The sequence below is a fragment of the Streptomyces cirratus genome, assembly GCF_014650775.1.
In the GTDB taxonomy this organism is placed as follows: domain Bacteria; phylum Actinomycetota; class Actinomycetes; order Streptomycetales; family Streptomycetaceae; genus Streptomyces; species Streptomyces cirratus.
Window position 1 is genome coordinate 808,696 of record NZ_BMVP01000001.1, and the last position, 14,204, is coordinate 822,899.

Annotated in this window: 10 protein-coding genes; 9 read left to right on the forward strand and 1 reads right to left on the reverse strand. The window is 74.9% G+C overall.

Annotated features, from left to right (window positions below):
- The first annotated feature begins 3 nt into the window (after positions 1 to 3).
- The 9 genes from IE207_RS03665 (at position 4) to IE207_RS03705 (ending at position 13,147) form a co-directional block, all read left to right on the forward strand.
- Positions 4 to 1,299 carry a 6-phospho-beta-glucosidase gene (locus IE207_RS03665; protein WP_190182499.1) on the forward strand — a complete coding sequence of 432 codons (1,296 nt, stop codon included), beginning with the start codon at positions 4 to 6 and terminating at the stop codon, positions 1,297 to 1,299.
- Positions 1,290 to 2,339 carry an N-acetylglucosamine kinase gene (locus IE207_RS03670; RefSeq protein ID WP_190182500.1) on the forward strand — a complete coding sequence of 350 codons (1,050 nt, stop codon included), beginning with the start codon at positions 1,290 to 1,292 and terminating at the stop codon, positions 2,337 to 2,339. Before IE207_RS03665 ends, IE207_RS03670 begins: the two co-directional genes overlap by 10 nt.
- A 245-nt stretch (positions 2,340 to 2,584) precedes the next feature.
- Positions 2,585 to 4,015, forward strand: a complete 1,431-nt coding sequence (locus IE207_RS03675; RefSeq protein WP_229873283.1) for a GlnX family signal transduction membrane protein — start codon at positions 2,585 to 2,587, stop codon at positions 4,013 to 4,015.
- Positions 4,016 to 4,131: 116 nt separating this feature from the next.
- Positions 4,132 to 5,115: a glutamate ABC transporter substrate-binding protein gene (locus tag IE207_RS03680; RefSeq protein ID WP_506004945.1), complete on the forward strand. Its 984-nt coding sequence runs from the start codon at positions 4,132 to 4,134 to the stop codon at positions 5,113 to 5,115.
- A gap of 106 nt (positions 5,116 to 5,221) precedes the next feature.
- Positions 5,222 to 6,526 carry a coiled-coil domain-containing protein gene (locus IE207_RS03685; protein WP_190182779.1) on the forward strand — a complete coding sequence of 435 codons (1,305 nt, stop codon included), beginning with the start codon at positions 5,222 to 5,224 and terminating at the stop codon, positions 6,524 to 6,526.
- Positions 6,523 to 9,060, forward strand: a complete 2,538-nt coding sequence (locus tag IE207_RS03690; protein ID WP_190182502.1) for a serine/threonine-protein kinase — start codon at positions 6,523 to 6,525, stop codon at positions 9,058 to 9,060. Before IE207_RS03685 ends, IE207_RS03690 begins: the two co-directional genes overlap by 4 nt.
- A 3-nt stretch (positions 9,061 to 9,063) precedes the next feature.
- The gene (locus IE207_RS03695) at positions 9,064 to 10,764 is read left to right on the forward strand and encodes a protein phosphatase 2C domain-containing protein (protein WP_190182503.1); all 1,701 of its coding nucleotides are present in this window, start codon (positions 9,064 to 9,066) and stop codon (positions 10,762 to 10,764) included.
- Between the two features lie 10 nt (positions 10,765 to 10,774).
- A complete protein-coding gene (locus IE207_RS03700; RefSeq protein WP_190182504.1) occupies positions 10,775 to 12,103 on the forward strand; it encodes a vWA domain-containing protein in 1,329 nt (442 codons plus the stop codon).
- A gap of 15 nt (positions 12,104 to 12,118) precedes the next feature.
- A complete protein-coding gene (locus IE207_RS03705) occupies positions 12,119 to 13,147 on the forward strand; it encodes an FHA domain-containing protein (protein ID WP_417815316.1) in 1,029 nt (342 codons plus the stop codon).
- Between the two features lie 12 nt (positions 13,148 to 13,159).
- Here the strand turns inward: IE207_RS03705 and IE207_RS03710 are convergent, their stop codons facing one another.
- Entirely contained in the window at positions 13,160 to 14,146 is a 987-nt protein-coding gene (locus IE207_RS03710) for a methyltransferase domain-containing protein (protein ID WP_190182505.1), read from the reverse strand.
- Positions 14,147 to 14,204 lie beyond the last annotated feature (58 nt).

The window sequence follows — 14,204 nt, forward strand, 5'->3', positions numbered from 1 at the left end:
ACGATGAAACTCGCAGTGGTGGGCGGCGGTTCCACCTACACCCCCGAGCTGATCGACGGCTTCGCACGGCTGCGCGACACCCTGCCCGTCAGCGAACTGGTGCTGATCGATCCGGCCGCCGACCGGCTGGAGCTGGTCGGCGGCCTGGCCCGGCGGATCTTCGCCAGGCAGGGCCACCCCGGCAGGATCACCACCACCGCCGATCTGGACGCGGGCGTCGAGGGGGCCGACGCGGTGCTGCTCCAGCTGCGGATCGGCGGACAGGCGGCCCGGCTCCAGGACGAGACGTGGCCCCTGGAGTGCGGCTGCGTCGGACAGGAGACCACCGGTGCGGGCGGCCTCGCCAAGGCCCTGCGCACCGTCCCGGTCGTCCTCGACATCGCCGAACGGGTCCGGCGGGCCAGCCCCGACGCCTGGATCATCGACTTCACCAACCCGGTCGGCATCGTCACCCGGGCCCTGCTGCAGGCCGGGCACCGGGCGGTCGGGCTGTGCAACGTCGCCATCGGCCTCCAACGGAAGTTCGCGGCGCTGCTGGAGGTCGACCCGTCCGGCATCCACCTCGACCACGTCGGCCTCAACCACCTGACGTGGGAACTGGGCGTGCGCAAGGGCGGCCCCGACGGCGAGGACCTGCTGCCCGGGCTGCTGACCGCGCACGGCGGGGCCATCGCCACCGACCTGCGGCTGCCGCGGGCCGTCCTGGACCGGCTCGGCGTGGTGCCGTCGTACTACCTGCGCTACTTCTACGCGCACGACGAGGTGGTCCGGGAGCTCGGCTCGAAGCCCTCGCGAGCCGCCGAAGTCGCGGCGATGGAGCGGGAACTGCTCGCCCTGTACGCCGATCCCGCGCTGGACGAGAAGCCCGCCCTGCTGGCGAAGCGGGGCGGGGCGTTCTACTCGGAGGCGGCCGTGGACCTCGCGGCGGCCCTGCTGGGCGACGGCTCCGGCACGTCCCCGGTGCAGGTCGTCAACACCCGCAACGCCGGGACCCTGCCGTTCCTCCCGGACGACGCCGTGATCGAGGTGCAGGCACGGATCGAGGGCGCGGGCGGCCCGGGCGGGCCGGGGCCGGTGCCGGTGCCGCTGGCGGTGCCCCGGCTGGACCCCCTGTACGCCGGGCTGATCTCGCACGTCACCGCGTACGAGGACCTCGCGCTGGACGCGGCACTGCGCGGCGGGCGCGAGCGGGTCTTCCGGGCACTGCTGGCCCACCCGCTGGTCGGGCAGTTCGACCTCGCCGAGGGCCTGACGGAACGGCTGCTCGCGCACAACAAGGAGTACCTGGCATGGGCCTGAACCGGGCCGCGCCGCGCGCCGCCCCGCTGCCCGCCCCGCTGCCCGTCCCGCCCGTCCCGCCCGCCGCCGTGCTGGCCGTCGACGCCGGGAACAGCAAGACCGACGCGGCGTTCATCGGCCCCGACGGCACGGTGCTCGGCACCGGCCGCTCCGGGGGCTTCCAGCCGCCCCGGACCGGGGTCGAGGCGGCCGTGGATGTGCTCGGGCAGGCCGTCGCGGAGGCGGCGGAGGCGGCCGGGCTGTGCCCCGGCGGCCCGTACGCCGAGCAGGTGTCGGCCTGCCTGGCCAACGCGGACCTGCCGGTGGAGGAACGGCGGCTCGCGGACGCGATCGGTGCCCGCGGCTGGGGCTCGCGGACCGAGGTGCGCAACGACACCTTCGCCGTGCTGCGGGCCGGGCTGACGGAGCCCGGGGCCCCGTACGGCGTCGCCGTGGTGTGCGGGGCCGGCATCAACTGCGTGGGGGTGGCCCCCGACGGGCGGACCGCACGCTTCCCCGCGCTCGGGCGGATCTCCGGCGACTGGGGCGGCGGTTCGGGCCTGGCCGGTGAGGCCCTGTGGTGGGCGGCGCGGGCCGAGGACGGGCGCGGCGGCCCGACCGGGCTGGCGTCGGCGGTGCCGGGACACTTCGGGTTCACGACGATGGCCGGCCTGATCGAGGCGCTGCACCTGGGCGCGGTGGCGTACGAGCGCACCCACGAACTGGTGCCGGTGCTGTTCGCGGTCGCCGCGGCCGGTGATCCGGTGGCTTCGGCGGTGGTGGAGCGCCAGGCGCGGGAGGTGGTCGCCATGGCGTCGGTGGCACTAGCGCGGCTCGGGCTGCTGGACGAGGAGGTGGCCGTCCTACTGGGCGGCGGGGTGCTCGCCGCCGGACACCCGCAGCTGAACGGGGCGATCGAGGCGGGGCTGGCGGAAGCGGCCCCGCGGGCGCGGGTGTCGGTGGTGGTGGCCCCGCCGGTGCTGGGCGCGGGACTGCTCGGGCTGGACGCGGTGGGGGCGCCGCCCGAGGCGTACGGAAAACTCCGTGCCCATTTCGGGTGAACCTGCCCGCGGGGGCGCCCGGTCTGGAACCGTGACGGTCGCCCGGACGTATTGACGGTGAAGGGGAGAGGCAAGCGGCGACGGAAGGGGCGGCGGAAGCGGCGGCGGTCCAGGACCGGGGGGACGATCGTCAAGATCCGGTACCTGGTGCTGTAGTTGACCGCCGATGCGGCCATACTGCTGCGACGGGTACTCCGCGGTGACCGGACCGGGGGGCGCCCCGCCCGGCAGCCGGGGGGGAAGACATGACCGAGGGGGAGGTCACGGTGGCCATCACATCACGCGCGCCCGCGCCCGGCGGCGGTGTCTCCACGACGCCCGCCGCCGGACCGCCCGCGCCGCCGCCCGCACCGCCCGGGCCGCGCACGGCCTGGGCCGAGGGCGTCGAGCGGCTGCGCGCGGCAGCGACGACCGAGCCGGGACGGCTGCGCATCATCGGGGCGGTGCTCGCCGCCCTGGTGCTGCTGTTCGGCACGTCGGCGGTGTGGGAGGTCTCGGACCGGGTGACCGCCGCCGAGGACGTGGTGGGCCACAGCCAGCCGCTGAGCGCGGACGCGGCGAGCCTCTACCGTTCCCTCGCGGACGCGGACACGGCTTCCTCCAGCGGTTTCCTCGCGGGCGCCCAGGAGCCGCGCGAGGTCCGCGAGCGGTACGAGAAGGACATCGCGAACGCGTCCCGCCTGCTGGTGAACGCGGCCGCCAACACCGACGCCGGCGGCGACTCCCGCAAGGAAATTGCGCTCCTCGGACAACAGCTGCCGCGCTACACGGGCCTGATCGAGCAGGCGCGCGCCACCAACCGGCAGGGCCTGCCGCTCGGCGGCGCCTACCTCCGGTACGCCAACGAGCAGATGAGCACGGTGCTGCTGCCGGCCGCCCAGCGGCTCTACGAGGCGGAGACGGGCCGGCTCTACAAGGACTACGACGACGCCCGGTCCTGGCCTGCGGTCGCGACGCTCACCGGCCTGCTCGCGCTCGGCGCCCTGGTGTGGGCGCAGCGGCGCAACTACCGTCGGACCAACCGCGTCTTCAACCACGGGCTCGTCGCGGCGACGGCCGCCGCGGCGGTGGTGCTGCTGTGGCTGACCGTCGGGCAGACGCTGGCGCGGTCGGGGCTGAGTGAAGCCCGGTCCGGCGGGCAGGAGTCGTTGAAGGTGCTGAACGACGCCCGGATCGCCTCTCTCCAGGCGCGCGCGGGCGAGAACCTGACGCTGATCGCGCGCGGCGCCGTACTGGCCGAGGACAAGACCTCCGACAAGTACGACGTGGAGTTCACGAAGAACATGAAGGAACTGGACTCGGGACTGGCGACGGCGCTGCGGCTGGCCGATGACAGCAGCGGCCGCCGGCCCGTCCAGCAGGCCGTCGACGGCGTGGCGCAGTGGAAGCGGCGGCACGCGGCTGCCCGGGAGACCGACATGCGCGGCGACTACGAGCTCGCGCTGCCGCAGGTCATCGGCGACAAGGACCACAAGGACAGCAGCGGGGCCTCGTTCGACACCGTGGACGCCTCCCTGGAGCAGGCCGTGGCACACGAGCAGGAGCAGTTCACTCAGGCGGCCCGGGGCGGACTGGGGGCGCTGGGCGGTCTGGTGACGGGCTCGGCGGCCCTGGCGGTCATCGGCGCGGCGGCGGCACTGCTCGGCATCGGTCGCAGGCTTTCGGAGTACAGGTGAGATCGATGCGGATACGCGCGGGACGGGACCACGGGTACGGCGGCGACGGCAGCCCGGCCGCGGCGAGCGCAGCCTCCGGGGCCGGCGCAGCCTCCGGGGCCGGCGCAGGCGCCCCGGTGCGGCGGCCCGCGCGCCGGCTGCGCGGCTGGGGCGGTGTCGGCGCGATGGCGGCCGCCTGCGCGCTGACCGCGGCGGTCGTGCTGCTGCCGCTGGCCCAGGCCGCCCCGGACGGCGTCGGGCCCGGCGCGGTCCGCCCGCCCGCCACGATGGCGCTCGCCCCGGCGACCCCGGCCGACACCTGCCAGGACCCCGAGGCCAGCCTGCGGCCGGGCGGGGTGGACGGACCGGCGGTCGAGCGGATCCGCAAGGCGGGCAAACTCGTCGCGGGCGTGGACCAGAACAGCTTCAAGTGGGGCTACCGCAAGCCCGACGGCCACCTCGACGGCTTCGACATCGCCCTGGTCAAGGCCATCGCCAAGGACATCCTGGGCGATGAGAACGCCGTCATCTACCGGGCCATCCCGACCAGCCAGCGCATCCCCGCGCTCAAGGAGAACCGCGTCGACATCGTGGTGCGGACCATGACCATCAACTGCAAGCGGCTGGAGGACGTCGCCTTCTCGACGGCGTACTTCGAGGCCGGGCAGCAGGTGCTGGCCCCCAAGGGCTCCCCGATCACCGGGTACGACACCTCGCTGAACGGCCGCAAGATCTGCACGGCCGCCGGTTCCACCGCGGAGGCGGCCCTCAAGTCCCAGTCGTACGGCTCGGTCCCGGTCTCCGTGGCCAACCAACTGGACTGCCTGGTCCGGCTCCAGCTGGGCGAGGTGGACGGCATCATCACCGACAACGCCCTCGCGGCGGGCCAGGCGGCGCAGGACCCGTCCGTGCAGCTGGTCGGCTCGCCGTTCACCCGGGAGTTCTACGGGGTCGCGATGAACAAGGACGCGGGCGACCTGGTGCGCCGCGTCAACAAGGTGCTGGAGAACTACCGCGCGGGCGGGAACGACAGCCCCTGGATGCAGGCCTACCGCACCCACCTGGAGGCCGTGCTGCCGAACGTCACCGCGCCGCCCGCGCCCAAGTACCGGGACGGCTGAGGCCGTGGCCGGAGCGGGATCGGGATCGGGATCGGGATCGCTGCCGTACGTGGGCGAGGAGAGCGGGGAGGGCCGGGTGCGCCGTCCGCAGACGGGATCGGCAGTGATGGACCGGGACGAGGTCGACCGTGCGCTGGCCCGCCTGGGCGCGGAGCACGAGGCCGTGGAGACCTCCCTGCTCGCGCTCCAGGACCACGCCGGGCGGCGCCTCCTGGAGGGCGCCGGGCTGACCGGGACCACCAAGGAGCGCTGGACGGCCGCCGACGCGGCGATCACCCGGCTCTGGACGTACTTCGACGCCTACAGCGGGGCGCTGGCCGCCGCCCGGCAGATCCGCGAACGGCGGCGCTGGCCGAGCCGCGAGGACCTCGTGGAGCTGACCGAGCGGCTGCGCGGGCCCGGCGTGGTGGTCGCCGGGGCCGGCGCCGAGGGGGCCGGGCTCGCGGAGCGGTTCTCCCTCGCGGAGCTGGTGCTGCGGATGAACGAGCTGTACGCGGGCTCCCTGGACGTGGTGGTGGCCGCCGACGCGGTGTGGTCGGCGCTGCCCGCGCGGATCGACCTGCTCGCCGCCGAGCTGCACCGGACGCGTTCGCTGGCCCGCTCGGTCGGCGTGCGTCCCGGTGAACACCCCTCGGGGGACGACCTGGAGGACATCACCGCCGAGCTGGCGCAGCTGCGGGAGCAGGTGATCGCGGACCCGCTGGCGTTCTGGGTCCCCGTGGCGGGGAGTTCCGCCCCGGGCGGCGGGCGTCCGGACACCACCCGGTACGACCGGGCGGCGCGCGCGCTGGATGACGTACGCCGCGAGATCGAGGCGGTGCTGGCGGTACGGCAGGACGCCGAGCAGCGGCTGATGTGCGTGCGGGACCTCCTCTCGCGGGCCGACCGGACCCTCGCGGAGGCGCGGACGGCGCGCGGCGAGGTGCTGGCGAAGATCGCCGCTTCGGAGGTTCCGGCGGTCAGTGGTCCGCCCACGGCGTTGCAGGAGCAGCTCGTGGCGGCGGCCGAGTACCGCCGTCAGGCGCAGTGGCACCGGCTGTCCCCGCTGCTGGAATCCCTGGAGGAACGCGCCGAGGACGAACTGCGTCGCGCACGCGAGTCATTGACGGCGGTGACGGCGCCGCTCGCGGTGCGGGCGGAGCTGCGGGGCCGGCTCGACGCGTACAAGGCGAAGGTCGCCCGGCACGGCATGGCGGAGGATCCGCTGCTGATGGAGCGCTACGACACGGCCCGGCGGATGCTGTGGAGCGCGCCCTGCGACCTGCGGGCCGCCGAGCAGGCCGTACTGCGCTACCAGTGGGCGGCGGCCGAGGCGCTGACGCCGCAGCCCCAGCCGCAGCCGCAGCCGCAGCCCGAGCCGCAGGAGACGCCCCCCGCCGTGGGCGGGGCGGAGAGGGAAGAAGACGTATGAGCCTGATCGGAACCGCGTGCGTGCGCCCCGGCTGCCCGGGGTCGTACGAGGACATGGGGGGCGGGGAGGTGTATTGCGACACCTGCGGGCTGGCGCCGGTCGGCGCCGTGTCGGCGGGTGCGGGGGAACTGGTGTCGCCGCCCACCGGTATGACCAGTGCCGCGCGGCACGGTGATTCCCGGGGCTCGGGGCGCTCTTCGTCGGCGTCGGCCCGCTCCTCCCGTTCGGCGCGATCCTCGCGGTCGTCCTCGTCGCGGCGCTCGGTGTCGGGGCGGCTGTCGCGTTCCCTCCCGGGGACGGCGTCCAGCCGGTCGGTGTCGGTGCGCAGTTCGGCTTCGGCCGGCTCGTCCTCGGGGCGCGGCCGCTTGGGGGCCGGACTGGTCGAGGTGCCGCAGGTGCCTCGTCCGGACCCCTCGGCGGCGGTGCTGGAGAACCCCGAGGTCCCCGAGCGCAAGCGGTTCTGCTCCCGCTCGGACTGCGGGGCCCCGGTGGGGCGGGCGCGCGGCGACCGGCCGGGCCGGACGGAGGGGTTCTGCACCAAGTGCGGGCACCCGTACTCCTTCGTGCCCAAGCTGAACCCGGGCGACGTGGTGCGCGGCCAGTACGAGGTGGCGGGCTGCCTGGCCCACGGCGGCCTCGGCTGGGTGTACCTGGCGGTGGACAAGGCGGTCTCCGACCGGTGGGTGGTGCTCAAGGGCCTGCTGGACACCGGGGACCAGGACGCGATGGAGGCGGCGATCTCCGAGCGGCGCTTCCTCGCGGAGATCGAGCACTCCAACATCGTGCGGATCTACAACTTCGTGGAGCACCTGGACCAGCGGACCGGTTCGCTGGACGGGTACATAGTCATGGAGTACGTCGGCGGCAAGTCCCTCAAGGAGATCGCCAACGAGCGGCGGCGGCCGGACGGGCGGCGGGACCCGCTGCCGGTCGAGCAGGCGTGTGCGTACGGCATCGAGGCGCTGGAGGCGCTCGGTCACCTGCACAGCAGGAACCTGCTGTACTGCGACTTCAAGGTCGACAACGCCATCCAGCAGCAGGACCAGCTCAAGCTGATCGACATGGGCGCGGTGCGCAGGATGGACGACGAGGAGTCGGCCATCTACGGCACGGTGGGCTACCAGGCGCCGGAGGTCGCGGAGCTGGGTCCCTCGGTGGCGTCGGACCTGTACACGGTGGCGCGGACCCTGGCGGTACTGACCTTCGACTTCCAGGGCTACACGAACGTGTTCGTGGATTCGCTGCCGGACCCCGAACACATCGAGGTGTTCCGGCGGTACGAGTCGTTCTACCGGCTGCTGGTACGGGCCACGGATCCCGATCCCGGCCGGAGGTTCGCGTCGGCGCAGGAGATGGCGGACCAGCTGACGGGTGTGCTGCGGGAGGTCGTCGCGCTGCAGACCGGCCGGCCGCGGCCCCAGCTGTCGACGCTGTTCGGGCCGGAACTCCGGGTCACGGACACCCGGTTGTACGCCGATGAGGCGGGGACCGTCGTCGCCGGGGCCGGGGCGGTGGTTCCGGCGCAGCGGCGGGGCGGGGCGGTGACGCGGGCCCTCGCGTCCGCCCCGGTCGCCCCGGCCGTCCCGGTCGCCCCGGCTCCGCGCGGCCGGCTGGCGGCGCTGGACGCCCGGGGCGCGGCGCTGGCGCTCCCGGTTCCGCTGGTGGACCCGGCCGATGCCAACGCCGGGTTCCTGGCCGGACTGCTCACCGCCGCGCCCGCCGACCTCCTGGGGGCGCTGGCCTCGGCACCGGCCGACTCCGCCGAACTGCGGCTGCGGGAGCTGCGCGCCCGGCTGGAGCTGGGCGAACTCGCGGTGGCGGGGCGGGCGCTGGCCGAGCTGGAGGTCCTGCACCCGGACGACTGGCGGGTGGTGTGGGCGCGCGGCATCGCCTCCCTGGCCACCGGGGACGACGAGATTGCCGCCCTGTCCTTCGACGCCGTCTACGACGCCTTCCCGGGCGAGCCGGCGCCGAAGCTGGCGCTGGGGCTGTGCGCGGAGGTCCTGGGGCAGTTGGACAACGCCGCCGAGTACTACCGGCTCGTCTGGATCACCGATCCCGGCTTCGTGAGCGCGGCGTTCGGGCTGGCCCGGGTGCAGCTCGCCTCCGGCGACCGGGCGGGGGCGGTGGGGACCCTGGAGTCGGTGCCGGAGGTGTCGATCCACTACACCGCCGCCCGGGTGGCGGCCGTACGGGCACGCCTGCGCGACCGGTCCCCGGAAGAGCTGCTGCTGCCCGACCTGGTGGCGGCTGCCGCGCAGGTGGAGGCGCTGGGGCGGTTCGGGCTGGACTCGGTGCGCAGGGAACGGCTGTCGGTGGAGGTTCTGGGCTCGGCCCTGGACTGGGTACTGTCGGGTAGCCGGGGTGCCGACCCCGGCCGGACCTCGCTGCTCGGCAGTCAACTGGACGAGCGGGCACTGCGCTTCGGTCTGGAGCGCTCGTACCGCGTCCTCGCCCGGCTGGCGCAGCGGGGCGAGGAGAGGATCGAACTGGTGGAGCGGGCAAACCGTTTCCGTCCCCGGACGTGGGTGTGATTGATGTCGATGCATCGGCTGTCGGGCTGCCCCGGCTGCGCGGAGCCCCTGGAAGAGGCTGACCGTTTCTGCGGCGTCTGCGGCCACCCGATCGCCGCCCCGAGCGGTCCCGGCAGCGCCGCGCCCTGGGCGCCCGGCCCAACCACGACCCACCCCGGCGGCACGGCGCCCCGGCCCCCCGGCGCCCCTGACGCCGCCTCGGGCGGACACGACGCCACCGCTCCGAGCGTGCCCGGCGGCCCCGACCGGAGCGGCTACGCCGCACCCACGCCCCCCGGCGGGGGCGATCCCGCCCGCCCGACGCCCGACCAGCAGGGGAACCCGGCCGCCGGCGGCCCGCCGTACGCCCAGCCCGGACCGGGCGGCGCGACCGGGTCCGACCACACCCCGGCGGCCTGGGGCCCCGGCGGGCCCGGCTACACCGGGGACGAACAGGAGCGCAGCGAGCACGGGTCCGCCGGGGAGTACGCCGCCCGGGCGGTACCGGCATCCGCGTCCGGCGGGAGCCGGTCCTACGGCGATCACGCCGAACCGGCCGCGCCCGCAGGCGGATACGGCTCCGGGGTGCCCGCGCCCGGGTGGGGCAGCGTCACCAGCGCCGCCCCGACGCTGGTCGGCGACGCCGACGACTGGTCCGGCACCCCCACCACCCCGGCCGAAGCCACCCCCTGGCAGTCCGGCTCCGCCCAAGAACCCGCGTACAGCCCCCAGCAGGGGACCGGCCCCGCCCAAGAGCCCCCGTACAGCCCCCCGCAGGGGTCACCGCAGGGTGAGGGGAAGACCTGCGTCGCATGCCGGGCCGGGCGGGTGGATACCGATGGGTACTGCGAGCACTGCGGGCACGCGCAGCCGCGCGAGCGGGACCACCTCGAAGAGGAGCTCGGCAGCGTCGCCGCCGTCAGTGACCGCGGGCTGCGCCACCACCGCAACGAGGACTCCTTCGCGGTGGCCGCCACCGCACTCCCCGACGGCTCCGCCGCCACCGTGGCCATCGTCTGCGACGGCGTCTCCTCCGCCAGCCGCCCCGACGAGGCCTCCGCCGCCGCCGCCGGCGCCGCCAACGAGGCGCTGCTCGAAGCCCTCCCCCGCGGCGCCCACCCCCAGGAGGCCATGCACGACGCGATCCTCGCCGCCGCGGCCGCCGTGAACGCGCTCGCGCCGGAGGTCCCCGGCGCCCAGAACGCCCCCGCCTGCACCCTCGTCGGCGCAGTCGTCAGCGGCGGCGTCCTCACCATCGGGTGGGTCGGCGACAGCCGCGCCTACTGGGTGCCCGACGACCGCGCCGCCCTCCCCCGCCGCCTCACCGAGGACGACTCCTGGGCCGCCCAGATGGTCGCGGCCGGGCTGATGGGCGAGGCCGAGGCGTACGCGGACGTCCGCGCCCACGCCATCACCGGCTGGCTCGGCGCCGACGCGTACGACCTCGAACCGCACACCGCCAGCTTCAAGCCGGACCACCCGGGCGTCGTCGTCGTCTGCACGGACGGCCTGTGGAACTACGCCGAGTCCGCACGGGAGATGGCCGAGGTCCTGCCCTCCGACGCGGCGTTCCGGCCCCTGCACAGCGCGCAGGTCCTGGTGGGGCACGCCCTCGACGGGGGCGGCCACGACAACATCACCGTGGCCGTCGTCCCGTTCGCCGCCGTCCCGCCGCGGCCCCCCGTCCACGCCGAAACGGAACCGGAAACGGAACCGACCTCCTAGGAGCCCACCGATGGCGAACTTCGCCAAGCCGAGCGCCCCGCGCTTCAGCGTGGAGGTGTACCAGAACGAGTTCCTCCCCGAGGGCGGCCGCGACGTCCACGCCATCGTCACGGTCACCTCCACCGGCGGCGCCACCGCCACCCGTTCCGCCGCCCTCGCACCCGGCGGCTCGGCCGTCGTGATCATGCTCGACTGCTCCGGCTCGATGGACCACCCGCCGACCAAGATGCGCGGCGCCCGCGAGGCCACCGCCGCCGCCATCGACACCCTGCGCGACGGCACCTCGTTCGCGGTGATCGCCGGCACCCACGTGGCCCGCGAGATCTATCCCGGCCAGGGCCGTCTCGCCACCGCCGACCCCGCCACCCGCGCCCGGGCCAAGGAGGCGCTGCGCGGCCTCGCCGCCGGCGGCGGCACCGCCATCGGCACCTGGCTGCGCCTCGCCGACGGCCTGCTGCGCGGGTCCGCCGCCACCATCCGCCACGGGATCCTGCTCACCGACGGCCGCAACGAACACGAGGAACCGGCCGTGCTGCGCGCCACGCTCGACGCCTGCGCGGGGCGTTTCACCTGTGACGCGCGCGGAGTCGGCACCGACTGGGAGGTGAAGGACGTCACGGACATCGCGGGCGCGCTGCTCGGCTCCGCCGACATCGTGGCCGATCCCGCCCACCTCAGCGAGGACTTCACGCGCATGATGGAGAACGTCATGGGCAAGGAGGTGGCGGACGTCTCGCTGCGCCTGTGGACGCCGGTCGGCGCGGAGATCCAGTACGTCAAGCAGGTCGCGCCCTCCGTCCAGGACCTCACCGACCGCCGGACCGCGGCCGGGCCGCGCGCGGGCGACTACCCGACCGGTTCGTGGGGCGACGAGTCCCGCGAGTACCACGTGTGCGTACGGGTGCCGGGCGCGTCCGTCGGCCAGGAGATGCTGGCCGCGCGGGCCATGCTGGTGATGCCCCCGGTCGCCGGTGAGCCGCCGGTCACGCTCGCCCAGGGCCTGGTCAGGGCGGTGTGGACGGACGACCTCGCCGCCTCCACCGCCATCAGCCCGCAGGTGGCGCACTACACGGGACAGGCGGAGCTGGCGCAGGCTATCCAGCAGGGCCTGGAGGCACGCAAACTGGGCGATGTCGACGGCGCGACCGCCAAGCTGGGACGCGCCGTGCAGCTGGCGAGCGCGTCCGGGAACGCCGGCACTGCCAGACTTCTGGCGAAGGTGGTGGATGTCGTGGATGCGGCGGCGGGTACTGTGCGGCTGAAAGCGAAGGTCGCCGATGCCGACGAGATGACCCTTGAAACGCGTTCGACGCAGACCGTCCGAGTGAAGAAGACCTGAGAAGAACCTGACGCGATGACGCAGGGAGAAGGGGGAAGCGTCGCCATGCCGACCTGCCCGAACGGACACCAGTCCGCCTCCGACGACTGGTGCGAGGTCTGCGGCCACCGCATGGCTGCCGCTACGAGCGCTCCCGCGGCGCCCTCCTACGGCTACGGCTATCCTCCCACGGCCGGCGAGCCGACCGCCCAGGCCGAGCTGTGCCCGCAGTGCCGCACCCCGCGCGAGGCGATGGCGCCGTTCTGCGAGGAGTGCCGGTTCAACTTCCTGACGCGTACGCCGACGCCGCCCTCCTTCGCGCCGGACGCGCCGGCGGGCCCCGGGCGGGCGCCGGTGCCCCCGCCGCCGGTACCGGCGCCGCCGACCTTCTCGCAGGACCACTTCGATTACCAGGGCTCCCGCCCGTCCCGGGTCAACCGCCCGGCCGAGCCGCTCCAGCGCGAGGACGACTGGCTGCTTCCGCCCCCGTCGCACGAGCAGCAGCCGCTGCGGCAGGAGTACGCGCCCCAGCAGCAGCAACAGCACTACCAGCAGGCGCCGCATGAGTACCAGCAGCCCCGGCAGCAACAGCAGGAGTACGCACCGCAGCAGCACCAGCAGCCGGAGCAGCAGCAGCCCTTCCCGTCCCAGGGCGGCGGGGGGTCCTGGAGCGCGACGGTCGGCCCGGACCGTTCGTACTTCATGGCGATGATGCAGCGCAGCGGCCCCGAGGCAGCCGGGCTCAACCTCCCCGCCTACTCGCCCGAGCAGCACCTTCCGCTCTCCGGCGGCCAGATCACCATCGGCCGCCGCCGTGCCTCCACGGGCGAGTCCCCCGACATCGACCTGTCGGTGCCCCCGGAGGACCCGGGCGTCTCCCACCAGCACGCCGTCCTCGTCCAGCAGCCCGACGGCAGCTGGGCGGTGGTGGACCAGAACTCCACCAACGGCACCACCATCAACGGCGGCGAGGACCCGATCCAGCCCTACGTCCCCATCCCCCTCGCCGACGGCGACCGCGTCCACGTGGGCGCCTGGACGACCATCACCGTCCGGCGCGGCTGAGCCCCCCGGGGCTCACACCGACGCGGCTTCCCCCAGCGGCCACACGTACGGGCCCTGGGGGTCGTCCAGCCAGGACCACTGGCCCTCGGGGGTGACCGTCACGCCGAACCGCTCGCGGCCCGGGCGTCCTTCGCGGCGCCACAGGTCCAGTCCCTCCCGGGGGTGCAGCGCGCCTGCGCTGAGGATCAGCATGAACTGGAAGCGCTCGTTCTCCACCAGCTCGTACGGGAGCGCCTCCTGCGCGGCCGCGGAAGGCGGGGCCGCCGCAGTGGCCCCGCGCAGGGGGACGAAGTAGGCCGGGGTGTGCAGGAAGCGGCCTTCGGCGAAGTCGGCGTCGCGGACGGTGAGCGCGATCAGCCCCGTCGACAGGGGCGCCAGGATGCGCGCGCCGGGCCGGCACTGGCCCAGCCAGGCCGGCGGGATCAGCGGGAGCGTGCAGGTCACCAGGATCCGGTCGAAGGGGGCGCGGGAGGAACAGCCGCGCGCCCCGTCGCCGGTGACCACGGTCGGCCGGTAGCCGATCCGGGCCAGGTGGGCGCGGGCGGACTCGGTGATCTCCTCGTCGAGGTCCACGGTGGTGACGTGGTCGTCGCCGAGCCGGTGGCAGAGCAGCGCCGCGTTGTAGCCGGTGCCCGCGCCGATCTCCAGTACGTCGTCCCCGTCCCGTACCTCCAGCGCCTCCAGCATCTTGGCCATCAGGGAGGGCTGGCTGCTGGAGGACAGCAGTTCCCCGTCGCGCAGCCGGGTCGCGAGGGGCGCGTCCGTGTACACCCCGCGCAGCCAGCGGGCCCGCCGCTCGGGGTCCGGGTCCTCGCCCCACAGCCGCTCGTGCCCGGCGCCGCGGCCGGTCCAGAAGTACGGCACGAAGACGTGGCGGGGCACGGCCGCGAAGGCCGCCCGCCAGGCCGGGTCCTGCAAGACCCCGGCGGCGGTCAGCTCCCGCACCTGGGCGGCGTGCGCGAGCTCGCGCACGTCCCGTCCTGTGGTGTGTGCTCCCATGCCTCCACTGTCCTGCCCGGCGGCGGCGAAGGCGAGTGGTGGTCGTCGGCCGGGCTGG

What these genes read in the sequence shown, in the direction of transcription:
- IE207_RS03695 (WP_190182503.1), top strand. Translation starts at nt 9,064, where the DNA reads ATGTCGATGCATCGGCTGTCGGGCTGCCCCGGCTGCGCGGAGCCCCTG.
- IE207_RS03700 (WP_190182504.1), top strand. Translation starts at nt 10,775, where the DNA reads ATGGCGAACTTCGCCAAGCCGAGCGCCCCGCGCTTCAGCGTGGAGGTG.
- IE207_RS03690 (WP_190182502.1), top strand. Translation starts at nt 6,523, where the DNA reads ATGAGCCTGATCGGAACCGCGTGCGTGCGCCCCGGCTGCCCGGGGTCG.
- IE207_RS03665 (WP_190182499.1), top strand. Translation starts at nt 4, where the DNA reads ATGAAACTCGCAGTGGTGGGCGGCGGTTCCACCTACACCCCCGAGCTG.
- IE207_RS03670 (WP_190182500.1), top strand. Translation starts at nt 1,290, where the DNA reads ATGGGCCTGAACCGGGCCGCGCCGCGCGCCGCCCCGCTGCCCGCCCCG.
- IE207_RS03675 (WP_229873283.1), top strand. Translation starts at nt 2,585, where the DNA reads ATGACCGAGGGGGAGGTCACGGTGGCCATCACATCACGCGCGCCCGCG.
- IE207_RS03685 (WP_190182779.1), top strand. Translation starts at nt 5,222, where the DNA reads ATGGACCGGGACGAGGTCGACCGTGCGCTGGCCCGCCTGGGCGCGGAG.
- IE207_RS03710 (WP_190182505.1), bottom strand. Translation starts at nt 14,146, where the DNA reads ATGGGAGCACACACCACAGGACGGGACGTGCGCGAGCTCGCGCACGCC.
- IE207_RS03705 (WP_417815316.1), top strand. Translation starts at nt 12,119, where the DNA reads ATGACGCAGGGAGAAGGGGGAAGCGTCGCCATGCCGACCTGCCCGAAC.